Source organism: Paenibacillus sp. 8b26, from assembly GCF_050626875.1.
Lineage (GTDB): Bacteria > Bacillota > Bacilli > Paenibacillales > Paenibacillaceae > Paenibacillus.
In genome coordinates this window covers 2280001-2302334 of sequence record NZ_CP192445.1, presented here as the reverse complement: position 1 = coordinate 2302334, position 22334 = coordinate 2280001, and the positions used below count along the sequence as shown (strand labels likewise).

Annotated in this window: 21 protein-coding genes (1 of these 21 running past the window's edge); 12 read left to right on the top strand and 9 right to left on the bottom strand. The window is 47.1% G+C overall.

The window, feature by feature from the left end; translation table 11 throughout:
• Window positions 1–177: 177 nt before the first annotated feature.
• Both ACQ4MX_RS10400 and ACQ4MX_RS10395 read right to left on the bottom strand, forming a co-directional pair.
• Window positions 178–1494 carry a glutamate-1-semialdehyde 2,1-aminomutase gene (locus ACQ4MX_RS10400; RefSeq protein WP_431091298.1) on the bottom strand — a complete coding sequence of 439 codons (1317 nt, stop codon included), beginning with the start codon at window positions 1492–1494 and terminating at the stop codon, window positions 178–180.
• An 84-nt stretch (window positions 1495–1578) separates the two neighbouring features.
• Window positions 1579–2700, bottom strand: a complete 1122-nt coding sequence (locus ACQ4MX_RS10395; RefSeq protein ID WP_431090460.1) for an LCP family protein — start codon at window positions 2698–2700, stop codon at window positions 1579–1581.
• Window positions 2701–2804: 104 nt separating this feature from the next.
• Between ACQ4MX_RS10395 and ACQ4MX_RS10390 the strand changes: the two genes are divergently transcribed.
• Genes ACQ4MX_RS10390 through bcp form a run of 4 tightly spaced genes read left to right on the top strand, consistent with a single transcriptional unit; the run spans window position 2805 to window position 5955 of the window.
• Window positions 2805–3854, top strand: a complete 1050-nt coding sequence (locus ACQ4MX_RS10390; RefSeq protein WP_044646091.1) for an ABC transporter ATP-binding protein — start codon at window positions 2805–2807, stop codon at window positions 3852–3854.
• Entirely contained in the window at window positions 3847–4641 is a 795-nt protein-coding gene (locus tag ACQ4MX_RS10385) for an ABC transporter permease (RefSeq protein WP_431090459.1), read from the top strand. The genes ACQ4MX_RS10390 and ACQ4MX_RS10385 overlap by 8 nt, the downstream gene beginning before the upstream one ends.
• A gap of 4 nt (window positions 4642–4645) precedes the next feature.
• The gene (locus ACQ4MX_RS10380) at window positions 4646–5434 is read left to right on the top strand and encodes an ABC transporter permease (protein WP_014279816.1); all 789 of its coding nucleotides are present in this window, start codon (window positions 4646–4648) and stop codon (window positions 5432–5434) included.
• 41 nt (window positions 5435–5475) lie between these two features.
• Window positions 5476–5955 (top strand): thioredoxin-dependent thiol peroxidase, encoded by a 480-nt coding sequence (bcp, locus tag ACQ4MX_RS10375; RefSeq protein ID WP_431090458.1) that lies wholly within the window; start codon window positions 5476–5478, stop codon window positions 5953–5955.
• Between the two features lie 96 nt (window positions 5956–6051).
• Here bcp and ACQ4MX_RS10370 read toward each other — a convergent pair whose 3' ends face one another.
• From ACQ4MX_RS10370 to ACQ4MX_RS10355, 4 genes are read right to left on the bottom strand one after another with little or no spacing between them, the layout of a single operon-like run.
• Window positions 6052–7146, bottom strand: coding sequence for a GerAB/ArcD/ProY family transporter (locus ACQ4MX_RS10370; RefSeq protein WP_431090457.1), 1095 nt, complete (start codon window positions 7144–7146; stop codon window positions 6052–6054).
• Window positions 7147–7165: 19 nt separating this feature from the next.
• A complete protein-coding gene (locus ACQ4MX_RS10365) occupies window positions 7166–7402 on the bottom strand; it encodes a hypothetical protein (protein WP_431090455.1) in 237 nt (78 codons plus the stop codon).
• A gap of 37 nt (window positions 7403–7439) precedes the next feature.
• The gene (locus tag ACQ4MX_RS10360) at window positions 7440–8651 is read right to left on the bottom strand and encodes a Ger(x)C family spore germination protein (RefSeq protein ID WP_431090454.1); all 1212 of its coding nucleotides are present in this window, start codon (window positions 8649–8651) and stop codon (window positions 7440–7442) included.
• Window positions 8652–8657: 6 nt separating this feature from the next.
• Entirely contained in the window at window positions 8658–10190 is a 1533-nt protein-coding gene (locus ACQ4MX_RS10355; protein ID WP_431090453.1) for a spore germination protein, read from the bottom strand.
• A gap of 156 nt (window positions 10191–10346) precedes the next feature.
• Here ACQ4MX_RS10355 and ACQ4MX_RS10350 point away from each other — a divergent pair, with 156 nt between their 5' ends.
• Complete coding sequence (locus ACQ4MX_RS10350) at window positions 10347–11579, top strand: MFS transporter (protein WP_431090452.1); 1233 nt, start codon at window positions 10347–10349, stop codon at window positions 11577–11579.
• Here ACQ4MX_RS10350 and ACQ4MX_RS10345 read toward each other — a convergent pair whose 3' ends face one another.
• Complete coding sequence (locus ACQ4MX_RS10345; protein ID WP_431090451.1) at window positions 11580–12236, bottom strand: DedA family protein; 657 nt, start codon at window positions 12234–12236, stop codon at window positions 11580–11582.
• 144 nt (window positions 12237–12380) lie between these two features.
• On the opposite strand from ACQ4MX_RS10345, the gene guaA reads away from it, so the two are divergent.
• Entirely contained in the window at window positions 12381–13919 is a 1539-nt protein-coding gene (gene guaA / locus ACQ4MX_RS10340) for a glutamine-hydrolyzing GMP synthase (protein ID WP_431090450.1), read from the top strand.
• A 120-nt stretch (window positions 13920–14039) separates the two neighbouring features.
• On the opposite strand, the gene ACQ4MX_RS10335 is transcribed toward guaA, so the two are convergent.
• Both ACQ4MX_RS10335 and ACQ4MX_RS10330 read right to left on the bottom strand, forming a co-directional pair.
• Entirely contained in the window at window positions 14040–15287 is a 1248-nt protein-coding gene (locus ACQ4MX_RS10335) for an Ig-like domain-containing protein (RefSeq protein ID WP_431090449.1), read from the bottom strand.
• A gap of 599 nt (window positions 15288–15886) precedes the next feature.
• Window positions 15887–17017 (bottom strand): Gfo/Idh/MocA family protein, encoded by a 1131-nt coding sequence (locus ACQ4MX_RS10330; protein WP_431090448.1) that lies wholly within the window; start codon window positions 17015–17017, stop codon window positions 15887–15889.
• Window positions 17018–17148: 131 nt separating this feature from the next.
• Between ACQ4MX_RS10330 and ACQ4MX_RS10325 the strand changes: the two genes are divergently transcribed.
• From ACQ4MX_RS10325 to ACQ4MX_RS10300, 6 genes are all read left to right on the top strand, one after another.
• Window positions 17149–17994, top strand: a complete 846-nt coding sequence (locus ACQ4MX_RS10325) for a LysR family transcriptional regulator (protein ID WP_431090447.1) — start codon at window positions 17149–17151, stop codon at window positions 17992–17994.
• 18 nt (window positions 17995–18012) lie between these two features.
• Window positions 18013–18684, top strand: a complete 672-nt coding sequence (locus ACQ4MX_RS10320) for an SGNH/GDSL hydrolase family protein (protein ID WP_431090446.1) — start codon at window positions 18013–18015, stop codon at window positions 18682–18684.
• A 320-nt stretch (window positions 18685–19004) separates the two neighbouring features.
• Window positions 19005–19370: a MarR family winged helix-turn-helix transcriptional regulator gene (locus ACQ4MX_RS10315; protein ID WP_223264251.1), complete on the top strand. Its 366-nt coding sequence runs from the start codon at window positions 19005–19007 to the stop codon at window positions 19368–19370.
• Window positions 19371–19392: 22 nt separating this feature from the next.
• Window positions 19393–20331 carry an NADP-dependent oxidoreductase gene (locus ACQ4MX_RS10310; protein ID WP_431090445.1) on the top strand — a complete coding sequence of 313 codons (939 nt, stop codon included), beginning with the start codon at window positions 19393–19395 and terminating at the stop codon, window positions 20329–20331.
• Window positions 20332–20377: 46 nt separating this feature from the next.
• Entirely contained in the window at window positions 20378–20767 is a 390-nt protein-coding gene (locus ACQ4MX_RS10305; protein ID WP_431090444.1) for a hypothetical protein, read from the top strand.
• A gap of 221 nt (window positions 20768–20988) precedes the next feature.
• Window positions 20989–22334: the 5' portion of an NCS2 family permease gene (locus ACQ4MX_RS10300; RefSeq protein ID WP_431090443.1), read on the top strand. The gene runs 25 nt beyond the window's last position; only the first 1346 of its 1371 coding nucleotides appear in the window; the start codon lies at window positions 20989–20991; its stop codon lies beyond the right edge, outside the window.

Here is a 22334-nt window from a genome sequence, read left to right as displayed (position 1 = left end):
TCCTCCCAATATACCCGGATGGTGTCATTTGATACAATCCATAAAATGTACAACTGTACGGGTACAGTTGGCAAATTAAAAAAGCCGGAAGGCAGTCTCAAAGGTGGGATATCCCAGTCCTTAAAGCTGCTTCCGGCCCTTATCCTATCAAGATTCCATCATGTCGTACCGATCTGCTTACTTGCCCTGTGCCATCGCACGGAAAGAATCGTCCGCCGCTTCCAGCGTAGCATCCACGTCTTCATCTGTGTGCGCCGTTGTGAGGAACCATGCTTCGTACTTCGATGGGGCCAGATGAATGCCGCGATCCAGCATATGACGGAAGAAGGAAGCGAACGCTTCGCCGTCTGTATCCTGCGCCTCATCGTAGTTCGTGATCGGATGATCGCAAAAATGGGTGGAGAATGCTCCACGGATGCGGTTAATCGTTAATGGCACGCCATGGCGCTTGGCTGAGGAAGCGATACCATCCGTCAGTCTCACAGCGAGACGTTCCATCTCTTCATACACTCCTTCGCCTTGAAGTACTTCAAGACATGCAATGCCTGATGAGATGGAAGCCGGGTTGCCCGCCATAGTGCCCGCCTGATAAGCCGGGCCGAGTGGAGCAACCTGCTCCATCACATGCTTGCTGCCGCCGTAGGCACCGATCGGCAGGCCACCGCCCATGATTTTACCCAGCGCGGTCAAATCCGGCTGAATCGCATCATGATTGTCCAATCCGGCGTATGTTTGGGTGGAGCCATAGTGGAAGCGGAACGCGGTAATGACCTCGTCATAGATGACGAGCGAACCGTTTGCCCGTGCCATCGAGCATAGCCCTTCCAGAAAACCGGGCTGCGGCATCACCATGCCGAAATTACCGACAATCGGTTCGACCATGACCGCTGCCACATCGTCGCTCCAACGCTCCAAGGCTTGGCGCAGCGCGTCCAGATCATTGAAAGGCACGGTAATAACCTCGCTCGCAATGTTGGTCGTAATTCCTGCACTGTCAGGTATGCCCAGCGTGGATGGGCCGGAGCCTGCGGCTACGAGCACCAGATCCGAGTGACCGTGGTAGCAGCCTGCAAATTTGATGATCTTATTTCGCTTCGTATAGGCCCGTGCAACACGGATCGTCGTCATGACCGCTTCTGTGCCGGAATTCACAAACCGGACCTTGTCCATGGAAGGAATGGCTTCCTTTAGCATCTTGGCGAGCTTGATTTCCAATACCGTTGAGGTTCCGTACAATACTCCGTTCGCCGCCGCCTCACTAATGGCCTTGGTAATATGAGGGTGGGCATGTCCGGTAATAATAGGGCCGTAAGCCGCTAAATAATCAATGTACCGATTATCATCCACGTCCCAAAAATGAGCGCCTTTGGCGCGTTTCATAAATACCGGAGCGCCGCCGCCCACAGCCTTGAAAGAGCGTGAAGGACTGTTTACGCCCCCGACAATATGCTCCAGTGCTTCTTTATATAATGCTTCGGAGGTTTCCCGTTTCATCATCCAAAACTTCCTTTCCGTTCATTAAAATAGGATATACACACACCAAAGGGCAGCGTTCACGGCTGCCCCCTGCATACATCATTATAGCTCTTTTTGTCCTGTCTTTGTTGTCGATTGTGTGGCAGCAGCATCACTACTGGTATTGCTGCCACCCGTGAAAGAAGCCTTATCCGTCTTGGACGATGATGCACTGTCCGGTTGCTTCGTTTTGTTTTGATCCTTATTTTGTTCCTGTGTCTGTACAGGAGGATTGTTGAATATATCCTGCACGTACTTTTTCAATTCTTCCGGATCGCGGACGGTAAGAACCTGCGCGCCGCCTACATTTTCTTCCCCAAGCAGCTTCATCGGCGGAACCTGCTCGCTGCCAGCAAAGTTGCTTTGGTAGCCGACGTTTGCCAGTCTCCACATATCGTTGACACTAAGATTCGTATCAATAAACGGGTTTACCTGCTGCAAAATGCTCGGCAAATTGGCAATGGAGGTCGTGCTCTGCATTTTCTGTGCTATAGCCTCCAAAAATGCACGCTGACGTCCCGACCGGGAGAAGTCCGACATGGCGTCATGACGGAAGCGCACATATTGAAGCGCCTCTTTGCCGCCCAGATGCTGCATGCCCTTTTTCAAGTCAATATCGTATTCATGCTTATCCGCATTGCTTGTATAGTGCATATCCTTCTCCACTTCAAGATCAATGCCGCCCACGGCGTCCACCAGCTTAATAAATCCTTGAAAATCGGTATACACATAATATTGCACCGGAATCCCCAGCAGGTCGCCAGCCGCCTTCATGGCCGTGTTGGGACCGTGAGTAATGGCGGTGTTAATCCGATTTTTATCGTAGCCGGGAATATCCACGTACGTATCACGCAAAATAGAGAAGAGGTGAATCTTTTTCTTGACGGGATCAAGCGATACGACCATCATACTGTCCGACCGGGGGACTTCCCCTTTTTGGATACCACGACCATCGACACCCATCAGCAAAATGTTGACCGGATCCGTACCTTCCCACTTGGGCGGGTCTGGTGTGCGCACCTGATCGACCTGCTTTACATTTTTGAATGGGGAGTTTGCACCCTCTTTATGCAGATTGTCCAGTTGATTATAAATGGATGAAAAATAATACACGGCAAATCCGACAATCGCGACGATAATCACGGCTAGAACCGACCATATCGTCCTTTTGGTTCTGCTTGTCATGGATGTTCTCCCTTTCGCTTTTCAATTCATTACATTATAATTTCTTTTTGGAGCACAATCAATTTAACTATGGATTTTTCAAAATCCTGAATGTGAGGTATGACATGCTGGCAATTGATGTGCAGGATCTGCGCAAAACATTTAAAGTGCAAAAAAACCGCGAAGGCCTGAAAGGAGCCTTCCTTGATTTATTCGCCCGCGAATACAACGAGGTGGCCGCGGTCAAAGATATTTCCTTTGGTATTCCTCAGGGAGAAATATGTGGCTATATTGGTGAAAACGGAGCTGGAAAGTCTACTACGATCAAGATGCTGACCGGCATTCTCGTGCCGACCTCGGGGCATCTCAAAGTGGGCGGCTATGTTCCTTACGAGGAACGCGAGAAATTCGTAAGTAATATCGGCGTTGTTTTCGGACAGCGCAGCCAGCTATGGTGGGACATCGGCGTGATTGAGTCCTTTCAACTGCTGCGCAAAGTATATCAGGTTCCGGCTACAGACTTCAAACGCAGGCTGGATGAGCTGGTAGAGCGGCTCCAATTACAGGACCTGTTAAGCCGTCCGGTGCGCAAGCTTAGTCTTGGGCAGCGGATGCGCTGTGAATTGGTGGCTGCGTTGCTTCACAATCCGTCCATCGTTTTTCTGGACGAACCGACCATTGGACTCGATATTATGGTGAAGTCTGAAATCCGTGAGTTCCTAAAGGACATGAACCGGGATTACGGGACGACGATTTTGCTGACGACCCATGATTTGCAGGATATTGAAGCGCTGTGCTCGCGCGTCATTATGCTGGATGACGGGAACATCATCTATGACGGTGGTCTGGAGGATTTGAAAGCACGTTGGGGTACAGGACGGGAAGTACAGTTTCAGTTCGGCGTGCCCACCCAGCTTGAGCAATTACAAGCGTGGACAGCGGACATGCCGCTGGCTTGGACGGCGGATAATGATTTGGCTGCCAAGGTGTGGATTCCGCTTCATATTAACGTGTCGGATGTCTTGGCCAGCGTAGTCGGGCGTACGGACATTACGGATATCAAAATCATTGAAACGAACACCGATGATATCGTGCGTAGCATCTACCAATCTGGCTCGGCGGAACGCAAGGGCAATCCCGTGCTTCCGGCAGTGGAGGCCAAAGTCCATGCTTAGCGTATATACCGATTTTATTCGTATTCGGTTTCTCACCATGCTCGCTTATCGTGTGAACTATTATACAGGTATCTTAATTTATTCCATGAATATTGGTGTATATTATTTCACGTATAAAGCGATTTATGGTGATGCGGGCAGCATCGGTGGCTTTTCCGCAGCCCAAATGACGACCTATGTAGCGGTATCGTGGATGGCGAGGGCCTTTTATTTCAACAATCTGGATCGTGAAATTTCGACAGAGATTCGTGATGGCAGCATTGCCATCCAGATGATCCGGCCGTATAACTATGTGCTGGTCAAAGTCATGCAGGGGCTTGGCGAGGGGATGTTCCGTTTCCTGCTGTTTATGATCCCGGGCATGGCGATTGCGATGTTGCTGTTTCCAGTGACGTTGCCGACGGACCCTGTAGCATGGATCAGTTTCCTCGTGATGCTGTTTTTCAGCTTTCTGATTAATACCCAAATCAATATTATCACTGGCTTGACGGCCTTTTTCGTTGAAAATAACGAGGGTATGATGCGCATGAAGCGGGTGGTAGTGGATCTGTTCTCCGGCTTGATTCTGCCCATCAGCCTGTTTCCGGGCTGGCTGGGGACCTTCGCCCAGTGGCTGCCGTTTCAGGCGATCACGTATTTGCCCGGCTCCGTATTTACCGGACGAGTAAAAGGCGTTGGTATTTGGAATGTGCTGGGTATCCAAATCATTTGGCTGGTCGTTCTGCTCGTGCCGATGATCATCATTTGGCGACTGGCGCGCAGACGTCTGTTCGTGCAAGGAGGGTAGGCCGATGATGTACTATTTGGGACTCATTAGCGAATATTTGAAAAATTACATGAAATCGCGGCTAACCTACCGCGCTGATTTTTGGGTGGAGGTCGTTTCGGACCTGCTATTTCAGGCCACCAATCTCATTTTTATTTTGGTCATTTTTATGCACACCGACAGTTTGGGCGGCTGGAGCGAAAATGAAGTCGTATTCGTCTATGGCTTTTTCATGGTGCCTTATGGACTATTCAGCTGTTTCGTCAATCTGTGGAACTTTAGCGAGCGCTATATTGTAAAAGGGGAGCTGGATCGGGTCATGACCCGTCCTGCGCATAATCTGTTCCAGATTTTCCTTGAAAATGTAGACCCGCCCGCGTTGGTCGGATCGGCGATTGGTCTGGTTATTATGGGAATCAGCGGGGCGCAAATGGACTTGCATATGGCGTGGTGGTTCATCCCGGCTCTAATCATCATGAGCCTAAGTGCCGTAGCGATTTATACGGGAATCTATACCATATTGACTTCTATTTCGTTCTTTTCGGACGCGCCAACAGGAATTATTCCACTCATGTACAATATGCAGAGCTATGGACGTTATCCGGTGACGATTTATAACCGTGCGATTCAAGTTGTGCTGACCTGGATTCTGCCGTTTGCTTTTGTTGGCGTATATCCGGCATCCCTTTTCCTTCATCGGGAGGATATGCAGCATATGGCGCTTTTGACTCCGGTCATGGGAGCTGTATTTTTAACCTTGGGCTTACTGGCATGGAATTTTGGTATTCGGCGTTACAGAGGTGCGGGTTCCTAGGTCAGATCGCATGAGAACCCCACAAGATAGGAGATGATGAGATGTCCACGACATCTACCGCTATTGGACAACCCGCGCCGGACTTTGAATTGCCGGGAAATGAAGGGAAAAACGTCAAGCTGTCTGATTTTAGAGGCAGCAGGGTTTTACTGTATTTCTATCCGAAGGATTTGACGTCCAGTTGCTCGACACAGGCTTGTGATTTTCGGGATAAACACGGGGAGTTCGAGGGTTTGAACACCGTCATTCTGGGGGTAAGTCCTGATCCACTCAAGCAGCATGACAAGTTTATTACCAAGTACGGATTACCTTTTCAACTGTTATCCGATGAAGAGCATCAGGTGGCTGAAACGTACGGGGTGTGGCAGCAGAAACAGATGTATGGCAAGCAGTACATGGGCATCGTTCGCTCCACCTTCCTCATTGACGAGAATGGTATTTTGATTCATGAATGGCGTAGTTTGAGAGTCAAAGGACATATTGATAACGCGCTGGAATACATTCGGGGACTGGCAAAATAATAAACATCGACACACCCTTTGGGACACTGGCTATTCTTCAGTCTCAGAGGGTGTTTTTGATATGTATTCTCTGAATTTTTCTTATTTTAGAATTTTTTAAGATTGTTTTCTTTTCTGCTTGATCGCGTAAATGCCCCACAAGCACAAGGGAATGATAACTGAGTTGGTCAAATCCCAATCCACCCAGAAGGGAACAAGGGTATCAAAATAATAGATGATATTGGGTGCAACCATGATACTCAAGCCGTAGACGAGCATTCCCGCAGGCAAGATGAAAGGACGGTAATCTTTTAGACGAAATGTCTGTGCTGTCCCCAGGGTAAACGCGTATAAAAAAAGGAAGCTCTTGAAAAAGAGTGACAATCCCCATATAGCTGCTATAAAAGCCTCCATGCGTTGGAAAAAATTGAACACATTTATTTTGGAGGTAAGCAGATACGAAGGATACACACTAGATTCAGTCAGAAAAGGGCCAAGAACAAGCAGAGCTATGATTACGAACAGACTGAGCAGCACACCGCCAATAAGGGTTCCTGTAAGGACACTCTTTTTAAAATGTGCTGAATGCTTTACATAGGGAAAAAGCATGAGAAATACGACCAATTCCCCGAATGGATAGCTAACCCCAAGCAGTGTACCGTGAAGAACAGGGAGAACTCCGTCTTCCATAATTGGCTTTACTTTAGAAAAATCAATCTCGGGAATAAGGCAAGCCACTACAGTAATCGTCACGATGACAAAGAAAGGCAAGCATATCTCGCTGGCACGGGCAAGAGCTTCAATTCCGGTGAAAAAAGCATAGACCAGCATAATTGCCGCCAGCAGTAATATGATCCTTAACGGTGTCAGCACATAGGTTTGTGTAGAATAAAAGTCACCAAGTTCCCTGATATATATGGCGTCGGACATCAGGAAATAAAAAAGGTACCATATGGAGACGACAGGAGCCAGCCATTTCCCTAGTATTTTCCTTATCGTTTCAATGAGAGTGAGGCTGGGATATAGCTCATGTACACGCAGCAAAAGCCATACAAGCGCCATACCTGCCGGTACACTCAGCAGGGTACTGATCCATGCATCCTGTTTGGCGATATGGGTAAAGATGCTGGGAATGATCAGTATCATATCGCCCATGGTGCAAAAAATAACCAGAATGGTTACTTGTACAACACTAATCCGGCCCTTTTCCAACGCTGGCGGCCCCCTTTATTTATAAATGAAATAGATGTGTAAACAGGCTGTTTACCGGCTTATATATCATTTCAATCAAGATTAGCGGACTCGGCGTTGCCTTTCCCTGGGCCGTGAACGTGCTGAACCACGTCCCGAATGCGAGCATGACAATGTATACAACCATGTCCTTAAAGCGATGCTTGCGGTATAAGCCGGGCAAGTCCTTGATTGCAAAAATTAGGGCAATGACCACTACTGCGATGACGGCCTTCATAAGGGGTGCTCCTCCCGTAAGCGTACTCGTTTATTGGCTACTCCTTCATTTTCTTTTGATAGGAGTTCATAATAGCTCCGATTTTCTTGATTTCCGTATTCGCTTTATATTCAACCTGTACATTCATAAATGTGTGATCCCAATCTTTTTTTAGTACTTTCCAGGCCTTGGGATTGGTTTGGTGAATTAATTGCCCAAATCCAAAAATGTCTACTTTGAACTTGCGACGTACAGTCTCTACGGAATGCTTCATAACCTCGATTATTTTGGCATTGCTCTCCCTTTCGATTTCGTGAACATCCTCCACACTTTTTAACTCCATTTTTTTGCAATTATTCTCTCTAATCGTACTTTTGTTTTCTACGGATATCTGGATGATAGGCTCACCGTTGTGCATGAACACTTTAGTCTTCGTTTGGCTCCTCAAAGCCAGCAGAGCGATTTTACCGCCTTCCGGGCAGTCCACATGTCCTGTCGTTGTGTCCACATGATCCCGGATATAGTTGTATCCTTTGCTATCGATTTCATCCAGCCAGCCGATCAATCGGTCTTTTTTAAACACGGCTAAGCTGGTAATAGCCAGAACCGTTGTTGGTTCAATTGTTTTGACATTGTCTGTACCTTCCACTATCCCCTTGGGTAAATCTCCTTTGGCTTCGAGGGCGGGGAGAGTGGCATGTATTTCGGAACTGACAAGCACATCCATCAGCTGATCTATAGTCACTTTGCTGACAGGTGCCCAGGTTTTGGATAATACCTCCATAGAAGAAAACATTTTGTTTGCCGGGATTTTCTCCAATGTCGTAGCTACCTGAAGCATGTTGGAGGCAGAGGTTCCTTTCGCAACACAGATATAAAAATCAGTTCTTGCAAAAGGTTCTCTCATCAGGGATTCCACGATATCGGCGATTCCCTGTCTCGCGAATTCCTCGCCAAATATGAGCATACGGATATGGGATAGATAGATGAGTCGTGGGCTGATTTCCGTTATTTTCTGGATAGCTTCATACAGCGTAGGAGCTGTTACCTCAAATGTAGTTACCGCAGGAGCTCCTTTGCTTGGTCTTGATTTGGAGGCCACCTCCGAAGGTACAACCACCTGTGCCGACACACGAATTTGGTCGCCGTCCTTATCCACACCCAGTCCTACGGTAATACCGATCTCGTTAAGCTCTTTACGGTCCCAGCAGCCGGTCAGAAGCGAAGCGAGCAGACTGAATATAAGAATCGTGCAGGTCACACTTTTCATGTACGGTCACTTCCCAGTTGTTTTTTTCTTATACCCCCGCTTTTTCTGGTTTTTTTGCCGGAGTGTATTCTGAACTTGATTCGAATATGGACGAGTAGTCATCCACGGCCAAGGCAGGCGAAAGAGGGTATCCTTCATATCACTTTGCACATAAGGGCCAAACGGGCTCATGTAAGACACTCCAAAAGATCTTAGACTGGTCAGATGAAGCAACAGGGCCATCAAGCCCATTAAAATGCCCAGAAATCCGAAGGCGGCGGCCAGCATCATGAGGACGAACCGGATAATCCGTACCGCAATGGACAGCCCATTTTCAGGGATGACATAGCTGGAGATTGCGGTGATGGATACGATAATAACCATGGCGGCCGACACGACGCCTGCATCCACAGCAGCTTGTCCAATGACCAGCGTACCTACAATGGATACCGCTTGTCCGACCGTTTTGGGAATACGCACCCCGGCTTCGCGCAATATTTCATAGGTCACTTCCATCAGCATGGCTTCAATAAATGCGGGAAAAGGCACACCCTCCCGTTGAGCTGCCAAACTGATCAGCAGGTTCGTCGGAAGCATCTCCTGATGAAAGGTGGAAATGGCGATGTATAAGGCTGGAGCGAGCAGAGCGATGAAACAGGCCAAATATCGTAGCATCCGCAACAAAGTACTGATATCCGCGCGTTGATAATAATCCTCGGCCGACTGGAAAAATTGGATAAACAACGCAGGAATAAGAAGTACAAACGGAGTCCCGTCCACTAATATGGCCACTTTTCCTTCCAGCAAACTGGCTGCTACCGAATCCGGGCGTTCACTGTTGTATATCGTAGGAAAAAGGGTGAAGGTCACATCCTGAATTTCCTCTTCGATGTAACCTCCTTCCATAATCCCGTCAATATCAATTCGGTCCAGACGTTCTCTTAGCTCCTGAATAACGCCTTCGTCAGCAATTCCCTTGATATACATCACGGCCACGTTGGTATGAGTGACCTTTCCGATCTGCCTTGTTTCCATCCAAAGACGCGGGTCGCGAATTCGCTTGCGGACCAGAGCTGTATTGGTACGCAGATTCTCAGTGAAACCCTCCATCGGTCCGCGTACAACCGTTTGGGATTGGGGCTCACTGACGTTGCGATCCTCCCAACCGACGGCATCAATCCAAATACCTTTCGTGTAACCCTCCAGCAAAATGATAATTCCGCCGGATAGCATCCGGTTGAATAATGCATCCATTTCATCCAAGCAGCCTGAATGCCCAGCGATCAACACCTGATCCTTTAAATAATCGAACGGTTCAGCACCTTCCGGTACATGATGAATATCCATCTGCATAAATGAGCGCAGTATAGAATCATGCAGCAATTGAGTATTGATCAGACCGTCAATATACAAAACGGCTGCCGGCCATTTCTGCATCCATAGCAGCTCTTTGATAATCAAATCTCCGCTGTTTCCAATCGAGCTTTGGATATGATTCACATTATCCCGTAAGCAAGAGGATACGTGGGTGAGCGGACAGCTTTTATTCTCATTTTGCATACGTAAAATCCTCCGATATTGGAGTTAGTTGGCTTAGTATGCTCTGAATATATGAATTTATGCTTGACGTATGTATAATAACCCCTTTAAATTAGCTATATAACTAATTAGATTAATGTATAATCAATGGATCGTTTCGACTTGGAGCTGAAGTACATGTTAAACAAGCAATACAGAAAGTTATTCGCAGCTGGCATTATTAATGGTATTGGAGACCGTTTCTGCCAGATCGCCTTGTTGGCCTTGATGTATCGACTTACCAGCTCGGGACTCAGCGTGGGGATTATGCTCGGACTACGGGTGATTCCTTTTTTAATTCTGTCGCCCGTGTCAGGTGTGCTCATCACCCGTATATCCAGACGCACACTTATGATGACCACGGATCTGTTCAGAGGCGGAGCAGCCCTTGCCTTTTTAAGTGTTCACAGCAATGAGGATATGTGGATCGTTTATGGAGTCAGTACCCTGTTAACCTGTGGGGAAGCGCTGTACGCTCCAGCCCGTAAGTCGTCCATCCCGCTGCTGGTTCGACCGTTAGATTTGATGCGGGTGAACAGTCTGGAGCAGGTGATGGGCGGACTGGTATTGGTGATTGGAGCTGCTACTGGAGGCATCGTATCCGCGTTTTTTGGACCACAGGCCGCATTTATGCTCAACTCCGCCAGCTTTTTCGCTGCAGGTCTGATCGTCCGCAATATTGCATTCCCACCCGTCACCAAGAAGGAAGTAACTAGGGAGGATGCTCATACTGAATCACGTGGAAGTCAGACATCATTCGATAATCGAATCCTGGGTAGGTCACAAATACTGCAATGCATCCGCATTTCGCTTCCGCTCCAAGTCGTAATTGCATTTGAACTACTGGTTCCATTCCTCAATGGAATTGATAATGTGCTGATCAGTGTATATGCCGTGCAGGAGTTTAAGCTGGGGGATGCCGGGATTGGACTGTTTTACGCCGCTTTGGGTGCGGGTCTGGTTGCCAGCTATGCACTGGGGCGTCTATTCAGCCGTTCTTTATTGAGCGGAGGACTGGTATGTCTGCTATTGGAGGGAATTTTGCTCATGGGGTTAAGTGGAATTGAACATGCATGGGCGGCGGTCGCCATTTACTTTTTCATTTCGTTGGCAGGCGGGGTGGGAGCAATCTGTTTGGATACACTATTCATGCGAGAGACTCCGCTGCATGTACAGGGGCCATTATTGGGCATGCTGACAGCGTGGAGCCAAGGAATTATCGGCTTATCCATGTTTGGAGCCGGGGTTGCAGTGGAAATCATAGAGCCGCGTATGTTAGGTTTGATTGGCGGCGCTGGATTTATCTTGATATCTATCATGATATTAATTTACTATATAAGGGCTCGCAGCCCTAAGGCAGCGGGAATCTAATTATTCCGTATCGTTTTTGCTACTGGTTTTCACTGATTTGTTGGACTTGCGGAAAGTACCAAACAGGAAGGATCTCCAGCGATAAACGATATATAGCAGAAGGATAATGCCGATGATGGCGACGATTCGCAGCGCATACAGCTCTACCAAATGGAACATGGCATCCCATTGCGGACCGAACACCTTACCGATGCCTAGAAACAGGATGACCCAGAACAGAGCGCCGCTGTACGCATACAAGGCAAATTTACGCAGGGGAAGAGCGATAATTCCCGCAAAATAACCCGTAAAATGCCGGACACCAGGAATGAAATATCCGAGAAAAATAAGCCAGTACCCGTAACGTTGAAACCATTTTTGCGTTTTTTGAAGCTTGTCCGGCGATAACAAAACCCATTTACCGTATTTCTGGATAAAGGGGAGTCCGGCCCATTTTCCGATAAAGTAGGTAATGGTCATTCCGATGGTTGTGCCTAAAAAGGCCAGCAGCACCAGCTTTCCAAAATCCAGCGTACCCGAATAGGAGAGATATCCCGCATAAGCCATCGTGGTTTCCCCGGGAAAAGGTAAAGCAATAAATTCCAGCAGCAAGCCGAAAAAAAGGACGCTGTATCCGTATTCTTCGAACAATTGCACGATCCATTTCAGCACATCCATCGTTTACACTCCTACGAACAGATTCATAATTTAGAATTAATTCATTTTAACAATCTTTTCATGTCCACTCAACTCCGGTTGATTTCTTGACGTCTTGTTTTATCGTTGCGTATAATGAAACGAACAATTGAGGGAGGCACGGTAATGAATAAGCCTAATGAAATCGTTGTAGTTCTCGACTTTGGAGGACAATACAACCAGTTAATCGCAAGAAGAATACGGGACCTCGGCGTGTACAGCGAGCTCCTTCCATACAATACGCCTGCGGAGAAGCTGAGAGAGCTGGCACCGAAAGGGATTGTTTTCTCAGGTGGACCTTCCAGCGTATATACAGATAATGCTCCTCAGGTGGACCGGGCTATTTATGATCTTGGAATTCCTATTTTCGGTATTTGCTATGGTATGCAGTTGATGGCTCACCAACTGGACGGTAAGGTAGAACGTGCAGGCAAGCGTGAGTACGGCAAAGCAGACGTGCAATTCAATGAGGATACGAGATTGGCCAAAGGGCTGGAATCTCGTCAGACCGTATGGATGAGCCACGGAGACCATGTTACGGATCTGCCATCCGGTTTTAAACTGGATGCAGGAACGGAAAGTGCGCCGATTGCAGCAATGAGCCATCCAGAGCGGAATCTGTACGCGGTACAATTCCATCCAGAGGTGCGTCATTCCATCCATGGTAATGAGATAATTAGCAACTTCCTGTATGAAGTGTGCGGTTGTGAAGGCAAATGGACGATGGAGTCGTTCATTGAAGATCAGATCCGTGAAATCCGCCAGCAAGTAGGCGACAAAAAAGTATTGTGCGCTTTAAGTGGCGGTGTGGATTCTTCCGTTGTAGCGATGCTCATTCATAAAGCGATTGGTGATCAATTGACATGTATGTTTATTGACCATGGACTGCTGCGCAAGGGTGAGGCCGAAAGCGTAATGGAAACATTCGTTGGCAAATTTGATATGAAGGTTGTCAAAATTGACGCACGTGAGCGTTTCTTGTCCAAGCTGGCAGGAGTCGATGATCCGGAACAAAAACGTAAAATCATCGGTAACGAGTTCATCTATGTTTTTGAGGAAGAATCAAAACAATTCGACGATTTTACATTCCTGGCACAAGGCACACTGTATACGGATATTGTAGAGAGTGGAACAGCCACTGCACAGACGATCAAATCGCACCATAACGTAGGTGGCTTGCCGGAAGACATGAAGTTCAAGCTGATCGAGCCGCTGAATGCACTGTTCAAAGATGAAGTGCGTAAAGTTGGGGAAGAATGCGGACTGCCACCTGAGATTGTATGGCGTCAGCCATTCCCGGGTCCGGGTCTTGCCATTCGCGTGCTGGGTGAAGTCACAGAGGACAAGCTTACGATTGTTCGTGAATCAGATTATATTTTGCGCGAGGAGATTGCCAAAGCCGGTCTGGACCGGGAAATCTGGCAATACTTCACCGCTTTGCCAAATATGAAGAGTGTTGGCGTTATGGGCGATGCCCGTACGTATTCTTACACTGTGGGTATTCGTGCGGTAACCTCTATCGACGGTATGACCGCCGATTGGGCACGTATCCCTTGGGATGTGCTGGAGAAAATTTCTGTACGAATCGTTAACGAAGTGGATAACGTCAACCGAATTGTCTACGATATCACTTCCAAACCACCAGCAACGATTGAGTGGGAATAGGTCATCTGGCTACGACTGCATATTGTTAAATCGAAAAAGCTTCCTTTGATCTCTGCATATCGCACATCAAAGGGAGCTTTTTGATTATCTTAAAATGTACAGGGTTTTAGTAATGTCTAACTAAAATAAATACTCAATAGACAAGGTTTTGTTTTTATTGTCCCAAAGCGTTTTCGCGCCTGGAAGTAGCATTGGAATTTCACGGATCTTGACGTAAGAAGTCGCTGCGAAGATTTTGGATTGTGTTATGGCTTTACCGTCCAGAGTAGGGAGTTTTCTGGATGCATCGTAGCCCATAGGGAGTACGAGCAGATTCCCAAGCGAGCGGAGAGGCACATACACACTACCATCGACCAAAAGTCCCTGCTCAGCGGCTTTCCCATTAACGGTGACCTGAACTTTTGGAGCACTATGGGAAATGTCGGAGGAAGGCACATGCGTAACCGTGACTTGAAAACCGGGCTGGGCATTCCTTTCCTTCTCGGTCATGGAGCGAACGATCGCCTCATGCGTGCCAGCAAGAGATCCAACCGTTACAGTAAGGGATGTCGTTCCATAGCTTATGCCTCTGAGGCTGCCTTTCCCTGTGACGGTCACAACGTCCGGGTTGGCGGATTCCCATTTCGCCATTTCGGTGACATATGTGGTGTCCCCGTTGGCGAAACGGGCCAGCGCGTTCAGCTCCATGCCGTAGTTGAGATCCATGGAGATAGGTTGGCTGCTTGGCGGCTGTGTGCCACGAACGATCTCAATTTTTTTGGGAAGGCCCACATGGATTTTGGCGCTTGTGCTAGCATATTCGTTATTCGTTGTGCCGCTCTGATCTTGCAGCCGCGTATCCTCTGCACGGACAGTTACGTTTGTGTTGACATCGGTGACATTGGTTTTGGCAATCAGGGAAAGGGATACGAATGGAGCGCCTGAATCCGAGGACAGCCATTTGCCATCATTTCCGGATACGTAGAAAATTATTTCCTGCTTTCCGTCACCCGGAACGACATCGGTCGGGTAAGGATTATCGATCCGGTAATCCCTGTCATTAAAAGCTCTGGTAAGGGAAAAGCAATCGTCGCGCCAGATGTACTTGCCCAGATCATCGTCAAAGCGCAAAAGACTATCGGTCGTAAACACGTTCTCGTCATAACTAAGCGTAATTTTTGCCGCCTGAATGCCCTTTGTATCCGCGAGTGCATTAGAGGAAATTCCGACTTCGATAAAGACGGTCTGGCCCGGCAGTACGCTGGCATCGCTGCTGGTAACGTCCACGTATACCTTTTTTGATTCTGCTGCGTCTGTCATGTCCGCTGCGTACGCCGTACTCACCATGAGCACAAGGAGTGCTACAATTGTTTTCTTGAATTTCAACATCGTTTGGCCTCCAGTATGTAAAATAACAAATCTTCGAGCATCATGGATCAATTTTGATGCTGATGCTATATATCGGCAAAACGGTTCGGCGATTTAACGATCAGGCCTCACCATAACGACAGATCAGCGGTCTGCCGAAAGCTTCTTAGGGGGTTAGCCGTTCCTGGAACCTGCCATTTGTGTACCGGTGAAATGATGGAAGATAAAATCGGTAGAAGATAAGCTAAAGATTGTGCGTGTTTTATTCATTATCCTGCGCGAAAATGGCAAAGCCCGTCCAGAAAGCGAAATCTGGCAATACTTCACCGCCCTGCCGAATATGAAGAGTGTTGGTGTTAAAAGCAAAAAGCCTTAGAAATCCTTTACTATAAGGGTTTCTAAGGCTTTTAGCTCATAATCAGCAATTCCATTTACGTAGAACGATCTTGCTTTATAATTTCCAATGCTTCATCTGTTGAATCACTTAAAATAATGATAACTCCTCCAATACGATTTTTTATTCTACCAGAAGCCAAATTTTTTTTGTAAATAATAGTCTTCCAAAAAAGAGATGTGTTCAGATAGAGATACGCATATAATATCTAGAAGTGGTGTGCTTTTTACCATACAATCTTTCTTCCGGTTGCAGCCGATTCCTCAATGCGGTCCAGTAGCTGATGCAGTTTTAAGGCATGATTAAAATCAGGAGCGAGACGGGTGTCCGTCAAAATATCCTCGCCAAATACATGGTGAGCCTTGGCTACATTCAGGGTTACCCCTTCTTTTGGGAAATCCGGTACACCATCAGGCTCGGCAGTTATACTTATTTGTTCAAAAGCGTCATTAGGCGCATAACCCTGCTTACTGTTTGGATCATACACAAGTTTTTCGAGCGTCAGATTCCCAAATTGAACATGCCCAAGCGAAGGATTCTGAGTCAAACGCAAAACGCCCTTTTTTCCCTGAATCTCCAGCTCGAATTTTGGATTCACTCCCCCCTGAATGTGGACGGATACGTTTGCCCCCTTCTCCAATGACCCCTGAATCAGAATCTGATCCGCAGTATCCTTGGGAATGACTTCACCCGTTTCCTGAATAGTGGCTTCGTTATAGCGAGATGATGTGATGGCTGATAGCTCACGGAATTCGCCAACGATGTATTGCAGCGCGTCCAGAGAATGTCCCCCGTTAATCGTCAGCAGATTGGCGCCATTGGCTCTATTCAGCAGATAAGCCGTATCCTGATCTGTTCGTCCTCCTTTACCTCGAGTAGCTACTTGCATATGACAGGACACAATTTCACCAATCGTTCCGTCTTCCACCAGCTTTTTCATCGTTTGCACTTCAAGATCCTGCCGTGCCTGCAAGCCGACGGTATGATGAATGCCCGCCTGTTCTGCTGCCGTAGCCATTTCAGCGGCTTCCGCAGTGTTTGCCCCCAAGGGCCATTCACAAAAAATATGCTTTCCCTCTTGAATAGTCGCCATCACCGCTCCGTAATGATGGGGAACTTTTACGCTCACCACGACCATGTCCACATCCTCGGAAGCTGCGAGTTTTTTGGCATCATCAAAAGCCAGTGCAGCCCCTACTTCTTCTGCGCTTTGTCGCGCGCTCTCCATACGGGAGGTGCCGACGGCAGTGATATCCAGGTTCGAGTGCTTGAGCAAAGCAGGAATATGCGTTTGACTGGCCCATTTATTATTCATCGAACCTCCTACGATACCTGCACGAATCTTCTTTTTGACCATGTTGCGGAACCCTCCTGAATTTTAAATGTGGCTGGAAAATAGTGCCCAAGGCCAATATAATACACTTAACTCATAAATAATAATGTTTGTTTATAATGTAGGTATCATTTTATTTGATGGGAGGTGAAGGAATGGATATTGAGAACATGCGAGCATTTGTTTCAGTAGCAGAACTGAGGAGCCTGACGGAAGCTGCCCAAAAGCTGAATCACCTGCAATCGAACATGACGGCCAAAATAAAAAAACTGGAGGCCCATTACGGCACAGCATTATTTTATCGAAAGCCCCGTGGCATGGAGCTGACACCCGCAGGAGAAACCTTGTACGCTCAGTTCAAACAAATTTTGTTGCTATGGCAAGACACAGAGATGAAAATGAGACCGCAGGAGGAAAAGCTGCGCATCGGCACGATGCAGTCCATCGTAGCGGGGGAAACAACAAGGGCGCTTACGAAGGTATATGAGCTGTACCCGCAGGCTTCTGTTACCTTAAAAACCGGAACCACTACGGAAATGGAGCAATTAATCCGCGATGGGGAACTCGATATCGCTTTTGTTACAGGGTATTCTACTAATCCTTACATTCATTATCAAAAAATATGCCGTGAAGAGCTGGTGCTGGTGGGGGAAGGCATTCATGAAGGCTCAGACCTCAAACAGGTGCTGCAAGGAGCCTCTATTATCGTGCTATCGGATGCCTGCCTGTATCTTACGCACTTGGAGAAGATGTATCAGGACATGCAATTGACTCATGGCGAGGTTGTGGAGGTAGGGGTGTTTGATACGATGGTTCAGTTTGTTTTGATGGGAATGGGAATCACCTTGATGTCCAAAAAGCTGGCACGGCAATTTAATGTAAAATCCTATTTGTCGGTTCCCCCAACCTTCGGCTACATGGATACATATTTAATAACCCGTCCCAACCACAAGATGACATCAATTGAACATAAATTTATCGAAATCAATAATACGATCTAAGGGATAGGGGAGGATCAAATGACTACTGATCAGGACAAGTACCAGGGAAGCCATGCAGTATTTTTGGGGGATAGCATTACTTTTGGATATGAATTGCGTGATGGAGAAAAGCCTTACTCACACATCGTCAGCGACGCCTTGGGCTTTCAAAGCTTTGAGAATCACGGCATATCCGGTAGCAGTGTAGCCAGCGGGGGCTTTGAGCCGATGTGTGAGCGATATGAAAAAATGAATGCTCACGCGGATGTGATCTTTTTTATGGGTGGAAGAAATGATTTTTCCATGGGAAAAACGCCGTTCGGTCATTTAGGCACAACATCGACGGAAACGCGAACATTTTATGGTGCGCTCAAGCATATTGCCGAGGGATTAATTAACCGTTACCCGGACAAGCTGATCATCTTTTTGACGCCGCCCCATGGATCAAGTGATGCGGTTCCTGAACATTTGCCCAATGCAGTCACGGGACAAGTGTATAGCGCCTATGCGCAGGCTGTGAGAGATGTGGCTTCGCTGTATTCTTTTCCGTGCTGCGACCTGTGGAACATCGCTGGAATTCAACCGCTGCTGCCTGTTCACAAACAGATGTATTTTACCGGGGAAAACGGTATTCCTGACGGGCTACATCCAAATCAGTTAGGTCATGAGCGGCTGGCAGCTCGTATTATTGGATTTATGAACACGCTATAACCTATAGAGATCATTGCCAGTTGTGAACAGATACACCACGACTCTTTTTCATTGTATTACTCCGAACTATAGCGGGACACCGAAGTGAAAATACTCAGGCGGGTCGTTTAGCTTGAGTATTTTCTATTATTGTCTGAGTGTTTACTATAAACCACCTGTCACAGAAAACCACCCATCACAAAGCTTGAATATTTTCAATAGAGGTGTATAATAATTGACATATCAATTGATAAGTCAAGTAATTGCGAGGAGGAGCTACCATCGAACATTGCTCTGAAAAAAGCCAATTGTTTTACCGCATGCATCTTTTGTGTAAAGAAATGAATACAGCTTTTGAAGCGCAGTTAAAAACGAGCTTTACCAAGGTCGAAATTTTGTATCACATTGATCAACGGCAGGAATTGAGTCAGTTGGAGCTTCAGCATTTGCTGGTTCTGGACGGAGCGGCGGTAACCCGGCATCTGAAAAGGCTGGAGGAGGAAGGTCTGATTATCCGCAGCAAAAAAGAACAGGATAAGCGTGTGACCTATATTTGTCTAACAGAATCAGGGGTTCGAGAGTTGCAAGTTTTGTCAGAGGAAAGACAAGCCTTTCAGGACAAGCTGCTACGTGAGTTTGCGGATGAGGAAATTGTTTCTTTGACAAATGTATTACAGCGCATGTCTACCAATGTGAAGAATATGTAAAATACGCGAGGAGGAACTGAATATGAAAGCTATCGTCATTGAACGCTACGGAAGCAAGGATGAACTGAAGGAAAGAGATGTACCCAATCCTAAGCCACAGGCCCATCAGGTCGTTGTGAAAGTAGCAGCTACCTCCATTAACCCGATTGACTGGAAGCTGCGTGAAGGTTATTTGAAGCAAATGATGGATTGGGAGTTTCCGATTATCCTGGGCTGGGATGTTGCTGGGACCATCTCGGAAGTAGGCAGCCAGGTAACTGATTGGAAAGTAGGAGACGAAGTATTTGCTCGTCCGGACACGACACGCTTTGGTACTTATGCGGAGTATACCTTAGTGGATGACCATTTGCTGGCGCGTAAACCTGTCTCGATCTCATGGGAGGAAGCCGCATCTGTTCCGTTAGCGGGACTGACAGCCTGGCAGGCACTCTTTACACATGGTCAACTGGCCAAAGGTGAAAAGGTATTGATCCACGCAGGCGCAGGCGGTGTCGGCATGTTCGCTATCCAGTTTGCCAAACAAGCTGGTGCCTATGTCATTACGACAGCCAGCGAGCGCAATCATGAGCTGCTTGCTTCATTAGGAGCCGATCAAATTATTGACTACCGTACGACCCGTTTCGAGGATGTATTGTCCGATGTGGACGTTGTATTTGATACGATGGGTGGAGATGTTCAGAAAAACAGCTTTAAAGTTCTGAAAAAACACACCGGACGGATCATATCCATCGTAAGCAATTTTGACGAAGAGTTGATCAAGGAGCACGACGTAACGGCCAAAAATATATGGCTGGAGCCCAACGGACAGCAGCTACAGGAAATTGCCGACCTGTTAGAGCAGAAAAAAGTAAGGTCGGTGGTAGGAGCTACGTTTCCATTTTCGGAAAAAGGTCTGTATGACGCACATGCTCTAAGCGAAACCCATCATGCTGTTGGTAAGATTGCCATTACCTTTTCATAAGAACACATATAACGAGGCCGCAACACGAAAGGAATTATATAGCACGATGAAGATCCTGGAAGATTATTTTCACTATTATGATTTGGCAAGAGATGATGAGAAAAGCAAAGCGCAATTAATCAGCCTTTTCTCCAACGAAATTGAGTTCGTGCTGAACGGTGACCGGAAACAAGGTATGGATAGCTGGAAAAGCTTCTTGGACATGTTCTTTGAAGGAACACTCGACATCAAGCATATGTATGAGGGCTGGAAGCCGGTTCCCGGAGAATCGGGTGCCTATGAAACCAAATGGGCGGTATGCGGCAAAAGAGCAACAGGCGAAGTGTATACACTTACAGGAGTGGACAAAGCTCGGCTGGATGCAGAAGGGAAGATCGTTTATCTGGAAAATATACCGGACACCGCGAATGCCTTTGATAAGTACAAAAATATCTGATTCGCCTAATTGATAACCCGTCAGCTATATAACAGCTCGGCGGGCTTTCTATTTTCCGAACAATACATATGTGATTAAATTACAACATTCGCTTTTTGTGTTGACAAGCAGTAGGGGACGGCCTAAAATAACGGATGTAATATAGTGCTTATGAATGCGAATATTACAGTAAATGAACGATAACAATACGAGTATGCTTTGCGTAGGAGGAATTACGACTCATGGAGCGTTTCTTTAAATTAAAGGAACATGGAACGAACGTCCGCACAGAAATTATTGCGGGGATTACTACTTTTATGACCATGGCTTACATTTTGGTGGTCAACAATACCTTTTTGGGGCCGACTGGAGCAGGGATGCCCAGCGAAGCCGTCTTCTTTGCCACTGCGGTAGGTGCAGGACTGATCACTATTCTGATGGGATTGTTCGTTAATGTGCCCATCGGCATGGCTCCGGGTATGGGCTTGAATGCTTATTTTATGACCGTAGTCTTGAGTTCCAACGGTATGATTACTTGGCAAGCGGCACTTGGCGCTGTATTTATATCCGGTATCGTCTTTCTGATTTTAACTGTGACACGAGTGAGACAGATGTTGCTTGTTGCGGTTCCTGAAAATCTAAAGACAGCTATTACAGTAGGTATCGGCTTGTTTATTACCATTGTTGGTTTTAAGCTGTGTAATCTGGTTATGGTAAGTATCGTTCCAGGGACGGATGTAGGTCAGCCGGTTCCGGGTCATGCTTTTAATCTGATTCTGGGTAGTCTGGTTCATCAAAAGGATGCGCTGCTGGCGCTGATTGGTTTGCTCATTATCGCAGCGCTGATGGTTGTTCGGGTCAAAGGTGCTTTGCTGATTGGTATCGTAGCTACTACATTGATTGGTATTCCGATGGGCGTAACGAATTTGAGCAGTTTGACAACAGGTCACTGGATTCCTGATTTTAGTAATCTGGCAGTGGGCCAGTTGGATTTGAAGGCTGCTTTGCATATCGGTCTGTTTGATATCATTTTCATTTTCACATTTGTAGAGCTGTTTGATACGTTTGGTACACTGGTGGGTACGGCTACCCGCGCAGGTATAATGAAGGATAAGAAAAAAGGCGAGAAAATCATCGGTAAAGCTATGCTGGTGGATGCTGTTGGTGTAAGTACCGGTGCAGTATTGGGTACAAGTACTATTACAGCATTCGTGGAAAGCTCCGCAGGGGTAGAAGAAGGCGGGCGTACGGGTCTGACTGCTGTAACGACAGGTATTTTATTCCTGCTCGCTCTCTTTATCGCACCGCTGGCACTGGTTGTGCCTTCCGCTGCTACTGCTCCAGCGTTGATTATCGTTGGTGTGCTGATGATGAGCCAGGTTCGTAACATCGATTGGGATAATTTCCTGCTGGCGTTCCCGGCGTTCCTGACCATCGTTCTGATGCCTTTTACAGGCGGAATCGCTAATGGTATTTCTGCCGGCATTTTGTCTTACGTGGTTCTGGCTGTATTCAGTAACCTGTTTACCAGCAACAAAGTTAAAGTTCACTGGCTCATGTGGGTGCTTGCTGTTATTGTTGTGATCCG

Bases quoted from the DNA above. Each gene is read 5' to 3' on its own strand.
- ACQ4MX_RS10385 (WP_431090459.1), top strand. From the start codon at position 3,847: ATGCTTAGCGTATATACCGATTTTATTCGTATTCGGTTTCTCACCATG.
- ACQ4MX_RS10305 (WP_431090444.1), top strand. From the start codon at position 20,378: ATGAAGATCCTGGAAGATTATTTTCACTATTATGATTTGGCAAGAGAT.
- ACQ4MX_RS10325 (WP_431090447.1), top strand. From the start codon at position 17,149: ATGGATATTGAGAACATGCGAGCATTTGTTTCAGTAGCAGAACTGAGG.
- ACQ4MX_RS10390 (WP_044646091.1), top strand. From the start codon at position 2,805: ATGCTGGCAATTGATGTGCAGGATCTGCGCAAAACATTTAAAGTGCAA.
- ACQ4MX_RS10395 (WP_431090460.1), bottom strand. From the start codon at position 2,700: ATGACAAGCAGAACCAAAAGGACGATATGGTCGGTTCTAGCCGTGATT.
- ACQ4MX_RS10355 (WP_431090453.1), bottom strand. From the start codon at position 10,190: ATGCAAAATGAGAATAAAAGCTGTCCGCTCACCCACGTATCCTCTTGC.
- ACQ4MX_RS10365 (WP_431090455.1), bottom strand. From the start codon at position 7,402: ATGAAGGCCGTCATCGCAGTAGTGGTCATTGCCCTAATTTTTGCAATC.
- ACQ4MX_RS10380 (WP_014279816.1), top strand. From the start codon at position 4,646: ATGATGTACTATTTGGGACTCATTAGCGAATATTTGAAAAATTACATG.
- ACQ4MX_RS10315 (WP_223264251.1), top strand. From the start codon at position 19,005: ATGAATACAGCTTTTGAAGCGCAGTTAAAAACGAGCTTTACCAAGGTC.
- ACQ4MX_RS10345 (WP_431090451.1), bottom strand. From the start codon at position 12,236: ATGGATGTGCTGAAATGGATCGTGCAATTGTTCGAAGAATACGGATAC.
- ACQ4MX_RS10400 (WP_431091298.1), bottom strand. From the start codon at position 1,494: ATGAAACGGGAAACCTCCGAAGCATTATATAAAGAAGCACTGGAGCAT.
- ACQ4MX_RS10320 (WP_431090446.1), top strand. From the start codon at position 18,013: ATGACTACTGATCAGGACAAGTACCAGGGAAGCCATGCAGTATTTTTG.
- guaA (WP_431090450.1), top strand. From the start codon at position 12,381: ATGAATAAGCCTAATGAAATCGTTGTAGTTCTCGACTTTGGAGGACAA.
- ACQ4MX_RS10310 (WP_431090445.1), top strand. From the start codon at position 19,393: ATGAAAGCTATCGTCATTGAACGCTACGGAAGCAAGGATGAACTGAAG.
- ACQ4MX_RS10350 (WP_431090452.1), top strand. From the start codon at position 10,347: ATGTTAAACAAGCAATACAGAAAGTTATTCGCAGCTGGCATTATTAAT.
- bcp (WP_431090458.1), top strand. From the start codon at position 5,476: ATGTCCACGACATCTACCGCTATTGGACAACCCGCGCCGGACTTTGAA.
- ACQ4MX_RS10360 (WP_431090454.1), bottom strand. From the start codon at position 8,651: ATGAAAAGTGTGACCTGCACGATTCTTATATTCAGTCTGCTCGCTTCG.
- ACQ4MX_RS10335 (WP_431090449.1), bottom strand. From the start codon at position 15,287: ATGTTGAAATTCAAGAAAACAATTGTAGCACTCCTTGTGCTCATGGTG.
- ACQ4MX_RS10330 (WP_431090448.1), bottom strand. From the start codon at position 17,017: ATGGTCAAAAAGAAGATTCGTGCAGGTATCGTAGGAGGTTCGATGAAT.